Here is a 19,168-nt window from a genome sequence, read left to right as displayed (position 1 = left end):
AGCGGCCCCGGTAACGTTCTTACTTCATGTTGCACTGTTCGGCAAACCCGGCACGTGTCTTGATCTTGATGGGTGTGGTCGCACTCAGCTCTGCGCCGTCTTTTCCTTCGACCACATCAACGCGATAAAAGGGAGCGTCAGGAAACTGGTTTGATTCAAACTTGAAACTGCCGCGTACTGAATCAAAGTTTGCTTCTTTAAGTGCAGCGCGGAAAGCTTCTTTGTCGCTGAGGTTACCTTTGACTTTGGTGAGTGCCGAGGCGATCAGGTTAGCTGCATCATACGATTGCGCTGCATACATGGAAGGCGCGCGCTTGTATTTTTCAACAAAGGCTTTTACAAACTGCTTGTTCTGCGCGTTATCGAGGTTGGGCGCATAAGGGGCGCTGGTAATGGCACCAATGGCCAGCTTCTTGAGGGCGGGCAGCGTAGAGCCGTCAATAGTCGACACCGAAATAAGCGGAAGATTGCCCAACAACCCCGCCTGGCGGTATTGCTTGACGAAATTGACGCCCATGCCACCAGGGTAAAACACATAGACGGCATCTGGCGAGGCTGCCTGTAGCTGTGCGATTTCAGCTGAATAATCGGGCTGGTTAACCTGTGTGTACACCTCGTCGATGACCTTGCCCGTGTAATCACGCTTGAAGCCAGAAACTGCATCGCGACCGGCCTGATAGTTGGCCGCCATTACGTACATGTTTTTGTAGCCAAGATCAGAGGAAAGCTGGCCGCCTGCCTCGTGCAACATGTCGTTATCCCAGGATGTCGAGAAAAAATACGGCGAGCACTGCTTGCCGGCAATGGGAGCCGGGCCAGCGTTCGAGCCAATGAAAAATACCCCGGCATCCGTGATGGGCTTGTGAATGGCCATCATCACATTGGAAAACGTCACGCCCGTAATAATGGGAACGTGCTCGCTTTCGAGCAGGCGCGTGGCTGCCTGTACGCCCACATCGGGCTTTAGCTGGTCATCTTCGCGCACGACGCTGACCGGCACACCGCCCAGCTTGCCGTCATTTTGCTCAATGGCCAGCATGAACGCGTCGTATTGATCTTGCCCCAGCGCGCCGCCAGGCCCCGACATGGTGCCGATAAACCCGATTTTTACGGGGTCCTGTGCAAAGCTGGGGCTTACGCCCAGGGCGCTGCAAAGCAGCGCGCCGACGAGGCCGTGGCGCAATAGGCCACGCCGTAATGGCGATAGGGCAAGTTTCATGAGGTCTCCTGTTCGCGTGGGATGCGCGATTCATTGTTATGTATAAAGCTGTACAGCCAAACCGGGGCAGAAACGGTCACCGATATAGGCATCATTATTATTTAGCCAAGTTACATTAGGCTTAAAGCAAATTCTATCGGGAATAACCCAATGACGGTACAACAAAATGGCGCCCGCCCAAACCACCCAGCGGGTGACTTAGACGGGCGCCATGTGGCGTGCGAGCCTACTAGCGGTTGGCTGCTGCCGTTTCTTTATCGAGTTTGTGCATGATATAGCGTTGCTGCGCGATTGAAATAGCGTTGTTTACACACCAGTACAGCACCAGACCTGCGGGGAAGAAGAACATCATACCGCCGAAAACCAGAGGCATGACCATCATGATCTTGGCCTGCGTAGGATCGGGCGGTGTAGGGTTCAGCTTGATCTGCAGGAACATGGTGGCCATCATGATGGCGGGCAGGATAAACCACGGATCGCGGGCTGAAAGATCCTGAATCCAGAGTATCCACGGTGCACCGCGCATTTCTACGCTGCCCAACAGTACCCAATAGAGCGCAATAAATACCGGGATCTGCACCACCATGGGCAAGCAACCGCCCAATGGGTTGATTTTTTCGGTACGGTACATCTCCATCATGGCTGAATTCAGCTTGGCCTTGTCGTCGCCAAACTTTTCACGCAGCGCCTTCATGCGTGGGGTTACCAGCTTCATCTTGGCCATGGAGCGGTAGCTGGCGGCCGAGAGCGGGTAAAACACCAGCTTGATAAGCATGGTCAGTACGACGATAGTCCAGCCCCAGTTGCCCAGTACGCTGTGAATCCACGTCATGATCTTGAACACTGGCTTGGCAATGATGGTAAGCCAGCCATAGTCGACCACCAGCTCCAGCCCTGGCGCTAACGCGCTCATGGCTTTCTGGTCTTGCGGGCCTACCCACAGGTTAGCCGGTACCGAAATGCTGCTGCCTGGCTCAATGGTGCCGACGGCCTCAATGGTGCGGATGGTGTACAGATCGTTTGGTAGTTTGATGACTTCGTTGTGGCGCGTTACGCCTTCTGGAGGCACCCAAGCCGTGGCGAAGTAGTGCTGCACCATGCCGATCCAACCGTCGTCGGCCTGCTTGATGTATTTGGCTTTGCCTTTGTCGATGTCTGAAAAGCTGATCTTCTGGAACTTGTCTTCGGACGAGTACAGCGCGGGGCCAGTAAAGGTTTTGTAGAAGGCGAAGGAATCAGAAGGATCATGCCCGTCGCGCGTCAGCTGCAGGTACAACGACGGAGCGATGGCCTTACCGCTTTCGTTGAATACATCGTGACGCACGCCGATGTCGTAGCGGTCACGGTGCAGCGTATAGGTTTTAACAACCTTAACGCCATCGGTTTCGGCTTCGAACACGACATCAAGCGTATCGCCTGTGAGGTGTGTTTGCGTGGAAACCAGCCGGAACGGTGTTAGATGTGTGGGGTAGCTTTGGCCCTGTGGGGCACCTACGATGCCAGTTTGGGCCACATACATGTACGGCGCTGTGTTATCGAACAGCACCATTGGGGTGGGATCTTTTTTGGACAAGTCATACTTGAGCAACTCGGCCTTGACCAGTTGGGCACCCAGGGTGTCGAACGTCAGATTGAATACGTCGGTAGTGACGGTAACTTTCTCTGAAGAACTGGCCGCTGCAGGGGCTTTTCCGCCAGGTACGTTGGTGTCACCGGCAGCAGCAGTGGCTGTCGCAGGGGTTGCCGTTGGGGCCGGGCCCGGTATGCTGGTGTCGGCATGGCCTTCGGGGCTTGCCGTTTTGGCTGCAGTGGTCTGCGTGGCCGTTGGCGAGCCGCCAAACAGCGAAGGCTTGCCATTGTGTACCTGCCAGTTATTCCATAGCAGCAATAGTGAGAAAGAAAATATCATCCATAGGATGGTGCGTCGGATGTCCATAGCGCCTGTTTCAAGTTGAAGCCGAGCAAAAGCTCAACAGTTTAACGTAGCTCAGCTGAATACGTGATGAGCAGTATGAATGGGGGGGCAACTTGCCCTGGCACGCCCTAAAGTCGCTGGTGAGGAGCACGAGGTTGCTGCCGGTGATCGTGGTGAGCTTCGCATTCAGGCCCGTGTTCATGTTTGTGCAGATGTTTATGACTATGCCCGGGTTTATTCTTGCCCGGCGGCACAGGATCATGCCCGCCCTGGCACCAGGGGTTACAGCGGCCAATACGCTTGGCCGCCAGCCATAAACCCTTGATGGCGCCATGTGTTTCGATGGCCTCAATGGCATACACGGAGCATGTGGGGGTAAAGCGACAGCCATGCCCCACCCAGGGGCTTAGAAAATATCGATAGAACCGAATGGGGGCGATTAGCAAGGCACGGATCATCGGCAAACCTGCTCAAGCAGGGCGTCAACCTCGGCGCGTACCTGCTTTTTAAGTTGCGTCAGCGACTGGTCGGCCACTTTTGCATTCAGGCGTATGACATAGTCACGACAGGGCAGAGCGTGCCGTTTTTGTCGGAAAGCTTCACGCAACACGCGTTTAATGGCATTGCGGGTGACTGATCGTGCTGCAAAGCGCTTGGCAATGATTAGCCCAAGACGAGGCTCTGTGCAGGTGCCAGTGTCGGCGTGTACGCCGTCAGGAGCAGGTCTGGGCGTATTTACAACAAACAACGCCCCTCTTGCAATACGCCGGCCTTTGAGGGCCGAGGCGAATTCTGAGGGGCGGTGCAGGCGTGCCGCAGGAGGAAATGTGGCGCGCATGATGGCAGCGACGCTGACAGCCTGTTGCTGGCCAGCGTCAGAAGCAACTGGCTTAGACGGCCAGTTGCTTGCGGCCTTTGGCGCGGCGCGCATTAATAATGGCGCGACCCGAGCGAGTTTTCATGCGCACACGAAAACCGTGGGTACGCTTGCGGCGAGTAACTGATGGTTGAAAGGTGCGTTTCATGATAATCCAATAAAAAGAACGGCCCGGAGCCGCCTGAAGGCTTGCGTTTTGACGCTTGTAAGCTAAATAGCCAGATGTGCCCGCCGCCTAGGGCCCGCACATGACGAGCCGACAAATACCCCGCCAATTAACGCTTGTTGGCAGCCCGGGTGGTTGAAAATTCGGTGTCAAGCCTGCCATTTCATCAAATTTTTTACGTTTAGTCAACTGCTTAGCGTGTAAGTAGTTGGCTGTTATGGTGTCTGCTTGTGGATAACTACCCCTTCAACAGGGTAGAATCGAGGTTTACTGAAGTGACGGATATGAAAGAATTCTGGGAGTCCTGCGTCCAGAGACTGGAGCAGGATCTACCTCCACAACAAATCAGCGCCTGGATACGCCCTCTGGTACCGCTTGCGTTCGACGACGAACAGGCGGTACTGCGCGTTGCTGCGCCCAATCGTTTCAAGCTCGATTGGGTGCGCAAAAATTTTTCCAGCCAGATAGAGCAGCTTGCGACCGACTGGTACAAGCGTCCCGTGCAGGTGGTCTTTGAATTGGGGTCTGCAGGGGCGGCAGGCCGTAGCGCGGCACCCGGGCGCACGCCTGCGCCTCCCCCAAGCTTGGGCCTGGCACCTGTGCAGGTATCTGGGGCCATTGGCACGCCCGCTGCCTCATCAGCGCCTGCTGCGGCCATCGCCGATGCCATGCACGACAGGTCGCGGCTTAACGCCGACCTTACGTTTAAAAACTTCGTAACGGGTAAGGCCAACCAGCTCGCGCGCGCTGCGGCGCTGCAGGTGGCCGAAAACCCCGGGGTTTCGTATAACCCGCTGTTTCTGTATGGGGGAGTGGGCCTGGGTAAAACCCACCTTATTCACGCCATCGGCAATGCCATGATAGAAAATGGCACAGGCACGCGTGTGCGCTATGTGCACGCTGATCAGTATGTATCTGATGTGGTTAAGGCCTATCAGCGCAGGGCATTTGATGAGTTCAAGCGTTATTACCATTCGCTTGACCTGCTGCTCATTGATGATATTCAATTCTTTGCAGGCAAAAACCGTACCCAGGAAGAGTTTTTCTATGCTTTTGAGGCCATGGTGGCGCAGCGCAAGCAAATCATCATTACCTCAGACACATACCCCAAAGAGCTGGCCAATATAGACAGCCGCTTGATCTCGCGCTTTGACTCTGGCCTTACCGTGGCCATCGAGCCGCCCGAGCTCGAAATGCGTGTTGCTATTTTGCTGCACAAGGCTGAAACCGAGGGCGTCGCCATGCCCGAAGAAGTGGCGTTTTTTATCGCCAAGCATTTGCGTAGCAACGTGCGTGAGCTTGAAGGTGCGCTGCGCAAGGTATCCGCCTATGCGCGCTTTCATGGGCGTGAGGTATTAACGGTTGACGTATGTAAAGACGCGCTCAAAGATTTGCTGTCGGTGTCAAATGGCCAGATTACAGTCGAGAACATACAAAAAACCGTGGCCGACTTTTACAAAATTAAAGTGGCCGACATGTACTCGAAACGTCGTCCGGCCAATATAGCCATGCCACGTCAGGTTGCCATGTATTTGGCCAAAGAGCTTACCCAGAAAAGCCTGCCCGAAATTGGTGATTTGTTCGGTGGGCGGGATCACACAACCGTACTGCACGCAGTACGAAAAATCGCCGATGCAAGGTCCAAGCAGACCGAGCTTAATCACGCTCTACATGTATTAGAACAAACCTTGAAAGGATAATCATGCAACTCGTACAAGCGACTCGCGATGAAGTGCTCAGGCCGCTGTCCACCGTGGCGGGCATCGTAGAACGCAGGAACACGATGCCCATTCTTGCCAATATTTTATTGCGCAAAGAAGGCACGAAACTTGCCTTTATCGCGACTGACCTCGAAGTTCAGATCACCACACATGCCGAGTTCGGGGTTGGCGAAGAAAACGAATCTACCACGGTCGCCGCTCGCAAGTTGCTCGATATTCTGCGCGCATTGCCCGATCTGGGCGATGTAAAGCTTTCGCTGGCCAGTGCCAAGCTGGCCGTGCAGTCTGGTAAAAGCCGCTTTGCGCTGCAAACCATGCCGGCCGCCGAGTTTCCCACGCTGGCTCAACCCGAGCAGTGGGATGTTTCATTTTCATTGCCGCAAAAAACGCTCAAGCATTTGTTCAGCATGGTGCATTTCGCCATGGCCCAGCAAGATATTCGCTATTACCTGAATGGCCTGCTCTTTGTGTTCGAGCCCGGTTTCTTGCGTGCGGTCGCCACAGATGGCCATAGGCTGGCTCACAGCGGTACGCCGGTTGAGGGCATAGAAAGCAAACACGATGTCATCGTGCCGCGCAAAACTATACTCGAAATGCAGCGCCTGCTTTCCGAAACCGATGAGCCTGTGCACATTGATGTTGCCACGGGCCAGATCCGCTTTCGTTTCGGCCATGTCGAGCTGGTGTCCAAGCTGGTTGAGGGCAAGTTCCCCGACTTTACTCGGGTCATCCCCAGCAACTACACACGCCACTTCACCATCAGCCGCGAGACATTGCAAGGCGCGCTCCAGCGTGCCGCCATTCTCACGACTGATAAGCTCAAAGGCGTGCGTTTGCAGCTGTCTGAAAACCAGCTCAAAATCTCATCTTCCAATACCGAGCAAGAAGAGGCACAAGAAGAAATCGATATCGATTACAGCCACGAGCCGCTCGATGTTGGGTTCAATGTCAGCTACCTGCTTGATGTGCTGGCCAACGTCAAAACCGAAAACATTCAGTGGTCGGTGCAGCCTGACGTTAACGCGTCGGCGCTCATTACGTCGCCAGACGATGAGCACTTCAAGTACGTTGTCATGCCCATGCGTATTTAAGCGTTACCGTATCCAAACATCGCCTCCTGCGCGCCTGGCCTCTGGCCTGGCGCCAGCAAGCAGCCGCAAGGCTTATTAAAGGTTACATACACTATGTCAGATCAAACCACGACTGCCGCAACCCCGACAGGTTACGGTGCCGATTCCATCAAGATGCTCAAGGGCCTCGAGGCGGTGCGCAAGCGCCCGGGCATGTACATTGGCGATACGTCCGATGGCACAGGCTTACACCATATGGTTTTCGAGGTCGTTGACAACGCCATTGACGAAGCGTTGGCAGGCTATTGTGATGACATCGTGGTGACCATTCATGCCGATAACAGCGTGTCGGTCAGTGACAATGGCCGGGGCATCCCCACCGACATTCACAAAGACGACGAGTTTCACCGCAGTGCGGCCGAAATTGTCATGACCGAGCTTCACGCCGGCGGCAAGTTTGACCATAACTCGTACAAGGTGTCAGGTGGGCTGCATGGCGTGGGTGTGTCGTGTGTCAACGCCTTGTCCGAGTGGCTGCAGCTCACGATCAGCCGCAATGGCAAAACGCACGAAATGATGTTCCGTCGCGGCGAACGCGACGAGGCTTTGAAGGTTATCGGCGAGAGCGACGCGACAGGTACCACAGTGCGGTTTCTGGCTGACCCGCAAATTTTCGAGAACATTGAATACCACTACGAAATTTTCGCCAAACGTTTGCGTGAACTGTCGTTTCTAAACAATGGCGTCAAAATTCGTCTTGTTGATGAACGCAATGGCAAAGAAGAAGACTTCGCCTTTTTAGGTGGCGTCAAAGGGTTTGTTGAGTACATTAACCGCAGCAAAACTGTGCTGCACAGCAATGTGTTTGCGGTGACCACAGAGTCGGTCGTAGGTGATGCCACCATTGGTGTCGAAGTGGCCATGCAATGGAACGACAGCTACACCGAAACCGTGCTGTGTTTTACCAATAATATTCCGCAGCGCGACGGTGGTTCGCATCTTACCGGTCTGCGCGCTGCCATGACGCGCGTACTTAACAAGTACATTGCCGACAACGAGCTGGCCAAACGAGCCAAGGTCGACACCAGTGGTGACGACATGCGCGAAGGCCTGGCCTGCGTACTGTCGGTTAAAGTGCCTGAGCCCAAATTTAGCAGCCAAACCAAAGACAAGCTGGTGTCGAGCGAGGTTCGCCCGGCCGTTGAAGAGGCAGTAGCTCGCACACTTGAAACCTGGCTGCTCGAACACCCCAACGATGCCAAGGCGCTGTGCAATAAAATTATTGAAGCAGCCCGCGCACGCGATGCAGCGCGCAGGGCCCGTGAAATGACACGTCGTAAAAGCGTGCTCGAGGGCGCAGGCCTGCCGGGTAAGCTGGCCGACTGCCAGGAAAAAGACCCGGCACTTAGCGAAATTTACATTGTGGAGGGTGACTCGGCTGGCGGTTCTGCCAAGCAGGGCCGCGACCGTAAGTTTCAGGCCATTTTGCCTTTGCGCGGTAAAGTGCTCAACGTTGAAAAGGCCCGCTTTGACCGGCTTATTGCCAGCGAGCAGATCACCACGCTGATTACCGCCCTGGGCACCAGCATTGGCCCCGATTTCAACATCGACAAGCTGCGTTATCACCGCATCATTATCATGACTGACGCCGACGTTGATGGCGCACATATTCGCACGCTGCTGCTTACGCTGTTTTACCGTCAGATGCCAGAGCTGGTCGCGCGTGGCCACATATACATCGCGCAGCCGCCACTGTTCAAGGTCAAGGTAGGTCGCGAAGAGCGCTACCTTAAAGATGAGGCTGAAGAAGCACAGTTTATGCTGCAGGTAGCTCTCAAAGATGCGTCATTGCTAACCCGCGAGGGCGCTGATCCTATTGGTGGAGAGGCACTTGGCGATCTGGCACGTCAGTACATATTGGCTGACTCGGTTATTAACCGTTTGTCCCGTCATATGGATTCCGAGTCACTGTCTGCTATGGCAGAGGGCGTCGAGATCAATCTGTCGGATGAGGCCGAAGCCGAGGCGTCGGCACGTCGTCTGTATGAAGCGATTTATGACCCTTCAATGCCTCATGTCGTCAACGTAACCGCGAAGGCCAACGAAGAAAATGACGCATGGCGACTGATCGTAAGCCGAATTCATCACGGTAACGTGCGCGTCAGTGTGTTTGACCGTACGTTTGTGCGCGGTGCTGACTACGTGGCGCTTGCCAAGGCGGCGCAAACCTTTAATGGCTTGCTCGGCAAGGGCGCCGTCATCGCACGGGGTGAAGGCGACCGACGCAAAGAAAAGCCTGTGTCAGACTTCCGTGAAGCCATGCAGTGGTTGCGCGGCGAGGCTGACCGCAGCATTACCAAGCAGCGCTACAAGGGTCTGGGCGAAATGAACCCACAACAGCTGTGGGAAACGACGATGGACCCAACCGTACGCCGCTTGTTGCGTGTTCAGGTCGACGACGCCATCGTCGCTGACGAGGTCTTTACCACGTTAATGGGCGATCATGTTGAGCCACGCCGCGAGTTCATCGAGCGCAATGCGTTGCAGGCTGGGAATATTGATATTTAAGATTGCTGTAGGTGAAGGCATAAGCTGAGAATCCGAAGGCCATAAGTTGAGAAACTTATGGCCTTCGTGTGTTTCAGACTCATGCAACCTCTGCTTTTGTGACGTCTTGCCGTCTCTTAAAGGGCACTTATGCCGTTTTTTCGAATCTGGCGTGCGTGCGGAGTAGCTCCTTCAACCGTAACTTGAAAATTCTGGAATGACAACCTCGAGAATGTCGCTGTCTGCAGGCAGAGTGGCATCATTAAATGAGACCGCAGACGTATTTTTACCGTATTGAGCTGATCAAGGGCGTCTCCATCGACGATACTCTCTGCACGTATTGCGTTGCGCGTTTAAAACTGTATTAAACGCAAGAATTTTTTCTCCACCTTTTTGCATACTATGTATGCGGATGGTGTCCAGCATCAAATGCAAAAGGCGGTGTGCGCGCCCAAGAACCTGAGAGTACTTTAGCGGGCGGGGCAAACTACTCGGCTTTGGCCATGTCGGCTCGAGCCTGATCAACAAGATCATTGCCTATGATCTTCGAGTATTTCTGGACCACCGGCTTTACCAGCTCCTGCATGCGGGCATGCTCTTCGGGTGCAAGTTCGGTGACTTCCATGCCGTGCTCTTTGAGAACCACGTGTGCGATTTGGTCCGCTGCGTCGCGCGATAATTTGCGTTGATAGGTCGCAGATTCATGCGCTGCTTCCATAACCAGTTTCTTGTCCTCTGGCGACAGACTGCTAAACCATTTCTTGCTAGCTAACAACATAAAGGGCGTGTAGATGTGGCCGGTTAGAGTCAGATACTTTTGCACTTCATAGAATTTGCTAGCCAAGATCAGGCCGACGGGTGTCTCTTGTGCGTCGACTGCCTTGCTTTCCAGCGCGTTGTACAACTCTGGGTAGGGCATGGGCACGGGGTTGGCGCCTAAGGCTTCGAATGTGCCGATGAATAGTGGGTTTGGGATGACGCGTATCTTGAGTCCTTTGATGTCTTCGACTTTTTCAATCTTGCGTTTGGCGTTGGTCATATGCCGAAAGCCGTTGTCCCAGTACGCGAGGCCTACGGTTTTAACAGAATCGAGCTTATCGAACAGTTTCTGTCCGATGTCGCCATCCATGACAGCATCGACTTGCTTGAAATTAGCATAGAAGAAGGGCAGATCGTATATGCCGAATTCCTTGATGGATCCGACGAAATTGGATGTAGGACCAACCATCAATTCCAGAAAGCCGCCTTGCAATGACGATTGCATCTGAGGTTCGTTGCCGAGCATGCCGCCCGAATACATGGCAATGTCGATCCGGCCATTGGTCTTCTTCTTGACTTGTTCAACAAAAAACTTGACTCCCTGTCCTACAGGATGTTCTTCCGTGGGCACGTAACCCAGTTTGACTTCCGCGACGGCGGTCGCGTTGACCAGCATAGAGGCCAGTATGATGCCAAGCAGTTTGAAGTTCTTCAATGTAATCTCCTTGAACGGATAGGTGGCTCAGTAGAACCATGAGGCTGGCACTGTGACCAGCGCCGGAAATGCAATGAACAGGAACAGCACAAAGATCTCCGCGATCAGAAATGGCATCACGCCCTTCACCGCTTCTTCCATGCTAATTTTGCTTACGCCACACACAACGTTCAGTACCGCGCCTACGGGTGGGGTGATCAGGCCGATGGCCGTGGTCATGATGAATATCACCCCAAAATAGATAGGATCGATCCCTGAAACCTTGACCACCGGCATCAGTACGGGTGTCAAGATCAGGATTGTGGGAGTAAAGTCCAGCGCCATGCCGATAGCGAGCACTGCAAGCATCGTCAAGAACATCAGCAAGACCGGAGTTTCCATGAACGGTCGCAGCAAGGCCACGACCTGCATGGGGACATTTGCGACGGTGATTAGCCATGCCGACACCATGGACGCCGCGACCATGAACATGATGACGGCCGATGTTTTGGCGGCATTCAGTACCGCAATATAAAGCGCGTCGATGGAGAGTTCACGGTACGCCAGCAGGCTCACTAGCAAGGCATAAACAGCCGCGATAACACCCGCCTCGGTAGGGGTGAATATGCCAAAACGAAGGCCGCCGATGATGAGAATGGGTAGTACGATCGCCCATATGGCGTTGCGCAAGGCATGCAGTACTTCTCGACCCGATTTTCTAGCGGGTAATTTGAAGGCTTCGCGGCGGGATAACCACCACCACACTGAAATCAACGACAGGCCCATCATGATGCCTGGCGCGATCCCGGCCATGAACAACTTGGTAATGGACAGGTTGGCAGTCACGCCAAACAATATGAATCCTACCGATGGGGGGATAATCGGCGCAATAATACCGGTTGCCGCGATCAACCCGCAGGAACGATTGATGTTGTAGCCCGCCTCGCGCATTAGCGGCACCAGCATGACAGCCAGCGTCGCCGTGTCGGCGATAGCCGAGCCTGACAGGCTGGCGAGCAGCAACCCCGTGCCTATCACAACGTAGCCCAACCCACCGCGCAAGTGGCCGAACAGCGCCATCGCTGCAGCAACAATGCGGCGGGACAGGCCGCCCGCGTTCATGAGCTCGCCCGCCACTAGAAAGAAGGGAATGGCCATCAAGGGATAGTTGTCTGCGCCGTCGATCAGTTTTTGGGCAATAATCTGCGATTCGAAGTTGCCCATTTGCAGCATAATTGCGGCGCCGCATACTAGCAATGCAAAGGCGATGGGCATGCCTAAGCTCATGGCGCCCAGCAAGGAACCTAGGAAGACGAATACCGTCATCCCTTCCCCTCCTTAGTAAGCTGGACGTCAGCGCTGCGACCTGTGTCAACATGCGCCGAGATGGCCGAGCCGCCTCTGACAGTCTTCCACAGGTTTTTCAACAAGATGGGCGCCATGAGTGCTGACGCGACAAGGCCGGAGCCGTACATCATTGCAATAGGTATGCCAGAAACTGGTGCCAGGTTGTGCAGATTGAGCCGCGTTTGTTCCCAGCTTCCGGTCCACAGCAGCCAACAGCACCACAGCATGAGGATATGACTGATCCAGTAGCACACCATTCGTGGCCTGGCTGGCAGGCGCCGAAGTAGCGAGTCAACGCCCAAATGTATGCCGTCCTTGAGCGCGACAATACTGCCGATGAAGGTCAGCCACACGAATACGAAGCGGGATACCTCTTCCGAGAACTGCAGCCCCGTGTCGAAAACGTAGCGCAGGATCACGTTGCCAAAAACCATCAGACACATTGCCGCCATACCTAGAACGAGAAGGTGTTCCAGAATCCCATGTTGGCTGATTTTTTTTCTTATCATGCTTGCCTCCCTATCGTTTTTGCAGTGTCGACTGCGACCGAAGTATGACTCCGGTGCTTGGTTACCTGGAGCTACATGGCCTGCTCCAGAATGCAAGCGTAGTCCTGCCTTGAAGCCTCGCGCGGATTGGTGTTGTGGCTGTGATCAGCTAAAGCGCCCTCAATGATCATGGGGAACATGTTGCGATCGACGCCAAGTTTGCCCATTCCATCGGGCAAGCCAAGGCGTTTGCTCATGGCACTGATTTCATCGCCGATTTCGTCAGGATTAGCTATCGACATGGCTCGAGCCATGCGTTCTAGTTTTCGTTCCTCGCGCATGGAATGCGCTGTACTGTTGAACTCTATGACAGCCGGCAGAAAAATGGCATTGAGAGTGCCGTGATGTAATGCCGGATTGATACCGCCCAGTGAATGGCTCAGGCTGTGCACACACCCCAGGCCTTTCTGAAAAGCCATCGCCCCTTGCATGGATGCACTCATCATGTTCAGTCTGGCTTCCCGGTCAGCGGGATTCTGTGTGGCCCGTTCAATATGCCGCCATGCGCGTTCCAGTCCATCCAGGGCAATTCCGTCAGCCGGAGGGTTGAAGGCGGGCGACATAAACGTTTCAATGCAATGGGCAATAGCGTCCATTCCTGTAGCCGCCGTCAGCAAAGGCGGAAGAGTCATTGTCAGTGCGGGGTCACAGATTGCGAGTCGGGGTACCAGATATGGTGAGATCACGCCGACTTTTCTTCCGTCATCCAGAATGAGGATGGCGCCACGACCCACTTCGCTGCCGGTTCCGGCAGTGGTCGGAATAGCAATAACGGGAGCCGTCGCCGAGGTGATCAGGGCAGCTCCACCCTCTATTACCGCGAAATTTTTTAGCGGGCCGGTATGCGTTGCGCAGACGGCTGCACCCTTGGCCAGATCGATGGATGAGCCTCCTCCTACTGCAATGAGACCGTCGTGGTTTCCTTCACGATACTGGGCAGCGGCCAGTCGTACAGCCTGCTCGTTGGGGTTGGACGGCGTCTGGTCGAATATGGCGGTGTGCGAACCTCCCGCCAGGTTATCTATTACCATTTCGAATAGATCGCTGGCCCGTACGCCTGGGTCTGTAATGATCAACGGATGATGTATGCTGAGGCGGTCACACTCTTGCTGTAGAAGCTTGATTGCGCCAAATCCGAACTGAACTTGTGTCACATAGCTTATGAGGCTCATTGGTCACCATCAACAGAGTATGTCGGCATACTTTCGCTGTATTGACAAATCGACAGGCGAAAGAGATGTTTAGACTTTAAGTAAAAACTCAAACTCTGACTAATGATGGAACCTGATACTGGTATAACTAATTATCATAGCCATGCTCCCCCAACTCAATTCCATTATTTCCAGGCTGCGTTTGAGGCATTTTCGATTGCTGATGGCTTTGGATGATTGCCGATCGTTGATGAAAGCTGCAGAGCAGGTCTCATTGACGCAGCCCGGTGCCACCAGGGCGCTCCAAGAAATCGAATCAGCGTTGGGCGCAGAATTGTTCATTCGGACCAATCGCGGACTGGAACCCACTGAGCTTGGCAGTTGCGCCATTAGGTATGCTCGCCTGATAACGACCGACTTGGCTCATCTCAGAGAAGATATGGTCAGCATTTTGCAAGGGCATGAGGGACGCTTGACCATCGGCGTGATCATGGGCGCAGTGCCTCAGTTGACCGATACCCTGTCTCGATTGCTAGAAAAACGGCCCAGCCTGTCGGTACAGATTGTGGAAGACACCAGTGGTCGACTTCTGCACCTGCTCGATGATGGCCGTCTGGATCTGGCAATATGCCGAACTAGCGTTAGCGACCACCCCCGCCTCTACGAAGCGGTAAATATACGGGAAGAACAATTAGCTATTGTGGCCAATGTCGACCATCCGCTGGCAAAAGTAAAGAAGCTCGTGCTTGCTGATCTATCCAGTTACCGCTGGGTGGTTTATTCGGCCAATATGCCTATGCGTTTATTATTGGAGCGCGAGTTTCATGAGGCAAACCTGCAATTTCCATCGAACTTGGTTGAAACCACTTCCGCATTCGCGACGTTGTCGCTCTTGCAGCGCAATCGCTCCATGGTCGCCCTGCTATCTATCGACGCAGCGCATTTCTGTACGCGTTTCGGCATAACCAGCGTGCTACCACTTGAACTGCATTCTCGTAGTGAACCTTATTATCTCGTGACACGGCGCGACCGAAGACTATCGCCAATCGCCACCTTATTTATAGAAGAAGTCATGATGTCGGTTAATAATTAAGGCTTCTCGTAATTATTGCTTGGTATGTGTCAGACCATTGATCTCTTCCTATGAGGATCTCAGACGGCCAAGATTAGTATCGCAAATTGGTATCTGCCGTTAATGCTGACCTTCTACCTGATAATCAGGCGATACCCCGTTGCATAGGTGCCCGATTCAAAGCCTCATCCCTGCGTCGGCCTCAGGGAACACCAGCCGGTAGTTTCGCAGGTCTTCTTCGAACGCGTTGCAGCGCTTGAGTGCCTCATGGAGGAGGTGTCGGGGCCGGTTGTAGTCAAAGGCCGCCGTCCAGGCCTGGATGCGGGGCATGGCTCGCATGTAGGGCCCCGTGTCGGCATGGTTCGACAGGCTCTTGAGCGGAAACAGATAATCTTCGCGATACACCGTCGGCACGATGTTGCGCGAGCGGCCTGCCGCGCTGTTTTGCCGTTGCCATCCTTGAAGGGGTGAACCTCGGAGATGACGAACATGGTCATCAGTGCGCGGGCGAGTGCCTCTGTCGACAATCTGCAGCGTTAGCATGATTTAATGTCTAAATGTATAATGCGAACGCTTCTCGTTAGCATGTTGGCCATGAGCCAACATCTTATCGTAAGCGCCTTCGTCGGAGGGTTCCGCAGGCTTGTCGTGCTGGTGTGTATCGCGTCATGGGGCAAGAGGCAGGGTCCTCCAAGTCTGTATTAGTTCGCATCTATTTGCGCATCACATATCAATCACACCGATGAAACCATTCTTCGTTACGCGCGAAGCCGTTTCCGGCGAGCTTCGTTGCTCCAGCTTCTCCTCCAGTCCTTCCCCCAGTCTTTTCTTCAGTCACCCTCTTCGTCATCTGTATACCCGGCATAGGCTCATCGTCGGTATGGCCATTGCCTTGGCTGCATGCCCGGCGTTGGCGACAATTCAGCCTACCCAACTTGATGCCATTACCGTGTCCTCGACCAGCGGCGGCACGACCGATAAAACCACATGGCAGTCTGTACAAAAGAGCACGCTTGTTGATATGAAAGACGTGCTCGAAAATCAGAATGGGGTTAACGTCAGCGGCGGCAACGGGGCGTCGCAGCAAATCTTTATTCGCGGCCTGGGTGAAAACCAGGTGGTGTTTTCAGTTGATGGCGCCAACCAGAACGCGCAAATCTTTCACCACCAAAGCCGGTTTATGTTTGATCCGGCGCTGCTAAAGTCAGTGGCGATTGAAAAGGGCTCAGGTTCTGCCAGTGCGGGTATCGGCGTTACGGGTGGTGCCATCCGCATGACCACGGTCGATGCCCAAGACCTGCTCGAAGAAGGGCGCAGCCTGGGCTTTAAAGCTGGTGCCGGCTGGCGCAGCAACAAAGGTTGGGAGCGTTCAGGCGCCGTATATGGCAAATTTGGTGAGCATGTCGACGCCATTTTAATTGGCAATCTGGTCACCCAAAAAGACTACAAAGACGGTCACGGCAATCGCGTCAACCATTCGGCACTTGATCAGGACGGCTACCTCGCCAAAGTGGGGCTAACGCTCTCGCCTCAGCATCGTTTTGTGGTCAGCCAGCGGCGTGAGCAGCAAGAGGGTTATCGCCCACTGCGGTTCAACGTTGCCGGTTTGCGCGGTTTGCCCACCTTTGATTCGAGTCTGGTTCAGGACACCAGCTCGCTGCAGTATCACGGCCAAAATTTTGGCTTTGCTGATCGGTTCGATGTAAATCTGTTCCACATCAAGATGCATGATGTCAAAGACGCCACCGGCCCTATGCCAACAACGGGGCGGGTATTGCCGGCACATAGCGATGCGTCGGCTAAAACGACGGGTGCCGACCTGGGGCTGGTCAACACGCTGTGGAGCAAGCATACGCTTAAATATGGCCTTAACTGGCGTGATGAGCGTATTTCCACGGCCCACTACACCGTGGGTCGTGGGCGTGAAGGCAAGGTAGACTGGGGTGCCTATGCAGAAGGTATTTGGGACTTTGCCCCGTTCACTCTCACCACCGGGCTACGCTATGACCACTTCCGCATTACTGACACCAGCAACCGCAAGGGGTCCGGATCCAATATCAACCCCAGCGCTTCCTTAATCTTCGACGCCACCCCTGAACTCACATTCAAGGCCAGTGTGGCACAGGCAAGTCGTAGCCCTCGTCTTTACGAACCATACATTCTTGGCTTGGCCTGGGGTGACAGCCGCAAACTGGCTGAAGGCATTAAGGCTGAGCGGGCGGTCAATATGGAGCTTGGTGCCGAGTGGGCGGGTGAGCATTTTTCTGCCATGGCTACGGTTTTCCGGCAAAATATTTATGACTACATCGGCACCACAGCTGCCAGGTACCAAGACAACATTGGGCGTCTGGTCAACCGGGGGTATGAAGTAGGGCTGGGTTATCGTGATGGTGGCTTTCGCAGCCGTCTGGCCATAAGCTACAGCAAGCCTCGGGTTAACGACGCCTACAAGGCTTATGTACTCGACAATATGCCCACGGGCCGTCAGTGGCTTGCCAGCGTCAGTTATCGCTTCCCAGTGCCTGCCGTTGAAATCGGTTGGCGTGGCCGGCTGTTTGAGCATATTGATGTTCCGGTGGGTGAGGGCGCTGACCGCATTACCGCACGCAAGGCGGGGTATGGCGTACATGATGTCTACCTGACCTGGCAGCCGCAGGGCAACGATCGCATGAATGTTAATGTCAGCATTAACAACGTGGACGACAAGTTCTACTACAACCAGGCCGGTGTTTGCACGCCGCCCACCATGAGCACGTGCCTGCCCGAAGCGGGTCGCAATTATCGGGTCAGCTTTAATTATCGTTATTGATGTGTCGTCTGAGCTTCTGTGGCTCAGATTGGGGGCGAGGACAGCGCCGGTAGCGCTGTCATGTTAGTTGCTCTGCTGGTGTCGCGTGCAGAAGCACTGTCATGCCAGTAAGGTCTTGAAAGTACGGTTATAAAAGCACCGCTTTCGAAGCACAGCAATCGCATCACCACGATGGAACCACAGTCGCTTAGCGCGATGGCCAATTACGCATCGCGAACTTGATCTGTAATCGTTAAAAAAAAGTGGGGCCACATTGTGGCCCCACTGTTGCATTCTGGTAAGTAGAGTCAGTAATTAACCTGGGCTCTTCTTGCGGGCATCGCTGCCTGACTGTGCATTTTTGGCGCTGCCAGACCCGAACGGCGCGGTCACTGGTGCCGGTTTTTTAGGTTGCTTGGGTTTCTTGGCTTCGCGGTTGCCGTGTAACTGGCCTTTGGCCATGGTGAGCTCCTGAGGAAACTGCGTTGGTGTCAGACGACTATTCGAGCATACCCGTTATTTGCCAAAACCAGAAGGAAAATCAACCATTTAGACCAGATGTCGTCCACATGTTCAACTCAGCTCAGGTCGATTCGATGCCTGTAGCTTGCCTTGTGATGCCTCTGTAACGAGCAGCCTGTCTTGCCAACCACTGGCGGCCCGATGATTTAACAAAGCGAGGGCCTGGCTTTATGAGTCGGGGTTTTGCGTCTGGCTGATTGTTCGCCCAGCCAGTTCCTGGTGTCGAAAGCAATCGGTGGTGTGATCCATAAACGCCCCTATGCCTTGCATATAGGCCTGGCAAATGGTGGGCCCCACAAACTTGAACCCCATTTTTTTTAGCGTTCGACTCATGTCCTGAGCAATGGGTGTGATCGTAGGTATATCTTCGTGCCGCGCATAGTGGTTGATGATGGGGCTACCCCCTACAAACGACCACATCAGCGCCACAGGGTCATCCTGAAGCAGCCACAGGCGGGCGTTTTTGCGGGCAGCATGCAGCTTGAGCCGGTTGCGGATGATGCCGGTGTCTTGCATAAGGGTTTCGATGTGATCGTCAGACATTTCTGACAGGGCACGCGCATCAAAATTGAACAACACCTCGCGAAACCGGGGGCGTTTTTTGAGTACGGTGATCCACGAAAGCCCCGCCTGAAAGCCCTCAAGCACCAGCTTTTCCAACAAGTGCCGAGAATCGTACGAGGGTACGCCCCACTCGGTATCGTGGTAAGCCGTGTAAATGGGGTCGCTGGTGCACCAGTGGCAACGTTTCATAGAGGACTTAACACAGGTT

The 19,168-nt window shown here is 54.2% G+C and carries 17 protein-coding genes; 5 read left to right on the top strand and 12 right to left on the bottom strand.

From position 1 onward, the window contains the following. Positions 1 to 19: 19 nt before the first annotated feature. The 5 genes from FQ179_RS15200 to rpmH all read right to left on the bottom strand — a co-directional run bounded on the left by FQ179_RS15200 (position 20) and on the right by rpmH (position 4,159). Positions 20 to 1,219, bottom strand: coding sequence for an ABC transporter substrate-binding protein (locus tag FQ179_RS15200; protein WP_149398145.1), 1,200 nt, complete (start codon positions 1,217 to 1,219; stop codon positions 20 to 22). 229 nt (positions 1,220 to 1,448) lie between these two features. Beyond that, the gene (gene yidC, locus FQ179_RS15195) at positions 1,449 to 3,155 is read right to left on the bottom strand and encodes a membrane protein insertase YidC (RefSeq protein ID WP_149398144.1); all 1,707 of its coding nucleotides are present in this window, start codon (positions 3,153 to 3,155) and stop codon (positions 1,449 to 1,451) included. 107 nt (positions 3,156 to 3,262) lie between these two features. Continuing rightward, positions 3,263 to 3,592: a membrane protein insertion efficiency factor YidD gene (gene yidD / locus FQ179_RS15190; protein ID WP_149398143.1), complete on the bottom strand. Its 330-nt coding sequence runs from the start codon at positions 3,590 to 3,592 to the stop codon at positions 3,263 to 3,265. After that, a complete protein-coding gene (gene rnpA, locus FQ179_RS15185; protein WP_149398363.1) occupies positions 3,589 to 3,975 on the bottom strand; it encodes a ribonuclease P protein component in 387 nt (128 codons plus the stop codon). Before rnpA ends, yidD begins: the two co-directional genes overlap by 4 nt. A 49-nt stretch (positions 3,976 to 4,024) precedes the next feature. Next, on the bottom strand, positions 4,025 to 4,159 hold the full coding sequence (gene rpmH / locus FQ179_RS15180) for a 50S ribosomal protein L34 (protein WP_137236684.1): 135 nt from the start codon (positions 4,157 to 4,159) through the stop codon (positions 4,025 to 4,027). 302 nt (positions 4,160 to 4,461) lie between these two features. Here rpmH and dnaA point away from each other — a divergent pair, with 302 nt between their 5' ends. The 3 genes from dnaA to gyrB all read left to right on the top strand — a co-directional run bounded on the left by dnaA (position 4,462) and on the right by gyrB (position 9,536). Beyond that, entirely contained in the window at positions 4,462 to 5,877 is a 1,416-nt protein-coding gene (gene dnaA, locus FQ179_RS15175) for a chromosomal replication initiator protein DnaA (protein ID WP_149398142.1), read from the top strand. A 2-nt stretch (positions 5,878 to 5,879) separates the two neighbouring features. Then, positions 5,880 to 6,989: a DNA polymerase III subunit beta gene (gene dnaN / locus FQ179_RS15170; protein WP_149398141.1), complete on the top strand. Its 1,110-nt coding sequence runs from the start codon at positions 5,880 to 5,882 to the stop codon at positions 6,987 to 6,989. A gap of 93 nt (positions 6,990 to 7,082) precedes the next feature. Next, entirely contained in the window at positions 7,083 to 9,536 is a 2,454-nt protein-coding gene (gyrB, locus tag FQ179_RS15165) for a DNA topoisomerase (ATP-hydrolyzing) subunit B (RefSeq protein ID WP_149398140.1), read from the top strand. A gap of 466 nt (positions 9,537 to 10,002) precedes the next feature. Here the strand turns inward: gyrB and FQ179_RS15160 are convergent, their stop codons facing one another. The 4 genes from FQ179_RS15160 to FQ179_RS15145 all read right to left on the bottom strand — a co-directional run bounded on the left by FQ179_RS15160 (position 10,003) and on the right by FQ179_RS15145 (position 14,035). After that, positions 10,003 to 10,989, bottom strand: a complete 987-nt coding sequence (locus tag FQ179_RS15160; protein WP_149398139.1) for a TRAP transporter substrate-binding protein — start codon at positions 10,987 to 10,989, stop codon at positions 10,003 to 10,005. A 27-nt stretch (positions 10,990 to 11,016) separates the two neighbouring features. Then, complete coding sequence (locus FQ179_RS15155; RefSeq protein WP_149398138.1) at positions 11,017 to 12,294, bottom strand: TRAP transporter large permease subunit; 1,278 nt, start codon at positions 12,292 to 12,294, stop codon at positions 11,017 to 11,019. Continuing rightward, entirely contained in the window at positions 12,291 to 12,824 is a 534-nt protein-coding gene (locus FQ179_RS15150; protein ID WP_149398137.1) for a TRAP transporter small permease, read from the bottom strand. The genes FQ179_RS15155 and FQ179_RS15150 overlap by 4 nt, the downstream gene beginning before the upstream one ends. 71 nt (positions 12,825 to 12,895) lie before the next feature. Further along, the gene (locus FQ179_RS15145) at positions 12,896 to 14,035 is read right to left on the bottom strand and encodes an iron-containing alcohol dehydrogenase (RefSeq protein ID WP_149398136.1); all 1,140 of its coding nucleotides are present in this window, start codon (positions 14,033 to 14,035) and stop codon (positions 12,896 to 12,898) included. 142 nt (positions 14,036 to 14,177) lie between these two features. Between FQ179_RS15145 and FQ179_RS15140 the strand changes: the two genes are divergently transcribed. Next, entirely contained in the window at positions 14,178 to 15,107 is a 930-nt protein-coding gene (locus FQ179_RS15140) for a LysR family transcriptional regulator (protein WP_149398135.1), read from the top strand. Positions 15,108 to 15,271: 164 nt separating this feature from the next. On the opposite strand, the gene FQ179_RS15135 is transcribed toward FQ179_RS15140, so the two are convergent. Further along, the gene (locus FQ179_RS15135) at positions 15,272 to 15,577 is read right to left on the bottom strand and encodes a hypothetical protein (RefSeq protein WP_223146271.1); all 306 of its coding nucleotides are present in this window, start codon (positions 15,575 to 15,577) and stop codon (positions 15,272 to 15,274) included. Positions 15,578 to 15,828: 251 nt separating this feature from the next. Here FQ179_RS15135 and FQ179_RS15130 point away from each other — a divergent pair, with 251 nt between their 5' ends. Next, positions 15,829 to 17,895, top strand: a complete 2,067-nt coding sequence (locus tag FQ179_RS15130; RefSeq protein WP_149398134.1) for a TonB-dependent siderophore receptor — start codon at positions 15,829 to 15,831, stop codon at positions 17,893 to 17,895. Between the two features lie 294 nt (positions 17,896 to 18,189). Here the strand turns inward: FQ179_RS15130 and FQ179_RS22335 are convergent, their stop codons facing one another. Both FQ179_RS22335 and FQ179_RS15125 read right to left on the bottom strand, forming a co-directional pair. Continuing rightward, positions 18,190 to 18,336 carry a hypothetical protein gene (locus FQ179_RS22335; protein ID WP_188074624.1) on the bottom strand — a complete coding sequence of 49 codons (147 nt, stop codon included), beginning with the start codon at positions 18,334 to 18,336 and terminating at the stop codon, positions 18,190 to 18,192. A 228-nt stretch (positions 18,337 to 18,564) separates the two neighbouring features. Next, positions 18,565 to 19,149: a DNA-3-methyladenine glycosylase I gene (locus FQ179_RS15125; RefSeq protein ID WP_149398133.1), complete on the bottom strand. Its 585-nt coding sequence runs from the start codon at positions 19,147 to 19,149 to the stop codon at positions 18,565 to 18,567. Positions 19,150 to 19,168: the final 19 nt, after the last annotated feature.

Origin of the sequence: Pusillimonas sp. ANT_WB101 (assembly GCF_008369125.1) — a bacterium.
Lineage (GTDB): Bacteria > Pseudomonadota > Gammaproteobacteria > Burkholderiales > Burkholderiaceae_B > Allopusillimonas.
The sequence above is the reverse complement of the archived record's forward strand: the minus strand, read 5'-3'. Positions and strand labels throughout refer to the sequence as shown.

Bases quoted from the DNA above. Each gene is read 5' to 3' on its own strand.
- FQ179_RS15200 (WP_149398145.1), bottom strand. From the start codon at position 1,219: ATGAAACTTGCCCTATCGCCATTACGGCGTGGCCTATTGCGCCACGGC.
- yidC (WP_149398144.1), bottom strand. From the start codon at position 3,155: ATGGACATCCGACGCACCATCCTATGGATGATATTTTCTTTCTCACTA.
- yidD (WP_149398143.1), bottom strand. From the start codon at position 3,592: ATGATCCGTGCCTTGCTAATCGCCCCCATTCGGTTCTATCGATATTTT.
- rpmH (WP_137236684.1), bottom strand. From the start codon at position 4,159: ATGAAACGCACCTTTCAACCATCAGTTACTCGCCGCAAGCGTACCCAC.
- dnaA (WP_149398142.1), top strand. From the start codon at position 4,462: ATGAAAGAATTCTGGGAGTCCTGCGTCCAGAGACTGGAGCAGGATCTA.
- dnaN (WP_149398141.1), top strand. From the start codon at position 5,880: ATGCAACTCGTACAAGCGACTCGCGATGAAGTGCTCAGGCCGCTGTCC.
- gyrB (WP_149398140.1), top strand. From the start codon at position 7,083: ATGTCAGATCAAACCACGACTGCCGCAACCCCGACAGGTTACGGTGCC.
- FQ179_RS15155 (WP_149398138.1), bottom strand. From the start codon at position 12,294: ATGACGGTATTCGTCTTCCTAGGTTCCTTGCTGGGCGCCATGAGCTTA.
- FQ179_RS15150 (WP_149398137.1), bottom strand. From the start codon at position 12,824: ATGATAAGAAAAAAAATCAGCCAACATGGGATTCTGGAACACCTTCTC.
- FQ179_RS15145 (WP_149398136.1), bottom strand. From the start codon at position 14,035: ATGAGCCTCATAAGCTATGTGACACAAGTTCAGTTCGGATTTGGCGCA.
- FQ179_RS15140 (WP_149398135.1), top strand. From the start codon at position 14,178: ATGCTCCCCCAACTCAATTCCATTATTTCCAGGCTGCGTTTGAGGCAT.
- FQ179_RS15135 (WP_223146271.1), bottom strand. From the start codon at position 15,577: ATGTTCGTCATCTCCGAGGTTCACCCCTTCAAGGATGGCAACGGCAAA.
- FQ179_RS15130 (WP_149398134.1), top strand. From the start codon at position 15,829: ATGAAACCATTCTTCGTTACGCGCGAAGCCGTTTCCGGCGAGCTTCGT.
- FQ179_RS22335 (WP_188074624.1), bottom strand. From the start codon at position 18,336: ATGGCCAAAGGCCAGTTACACGGCAACCGCGAAGCCAAGAAACCCAAG.
- FQ179_RS15125 (WP_149398133.1), bottom strand. From the start codon at position 19,149: ATGAAACGTTGCCACTGGTGCACCAGCGACCCCATTTACACGGCTTAC.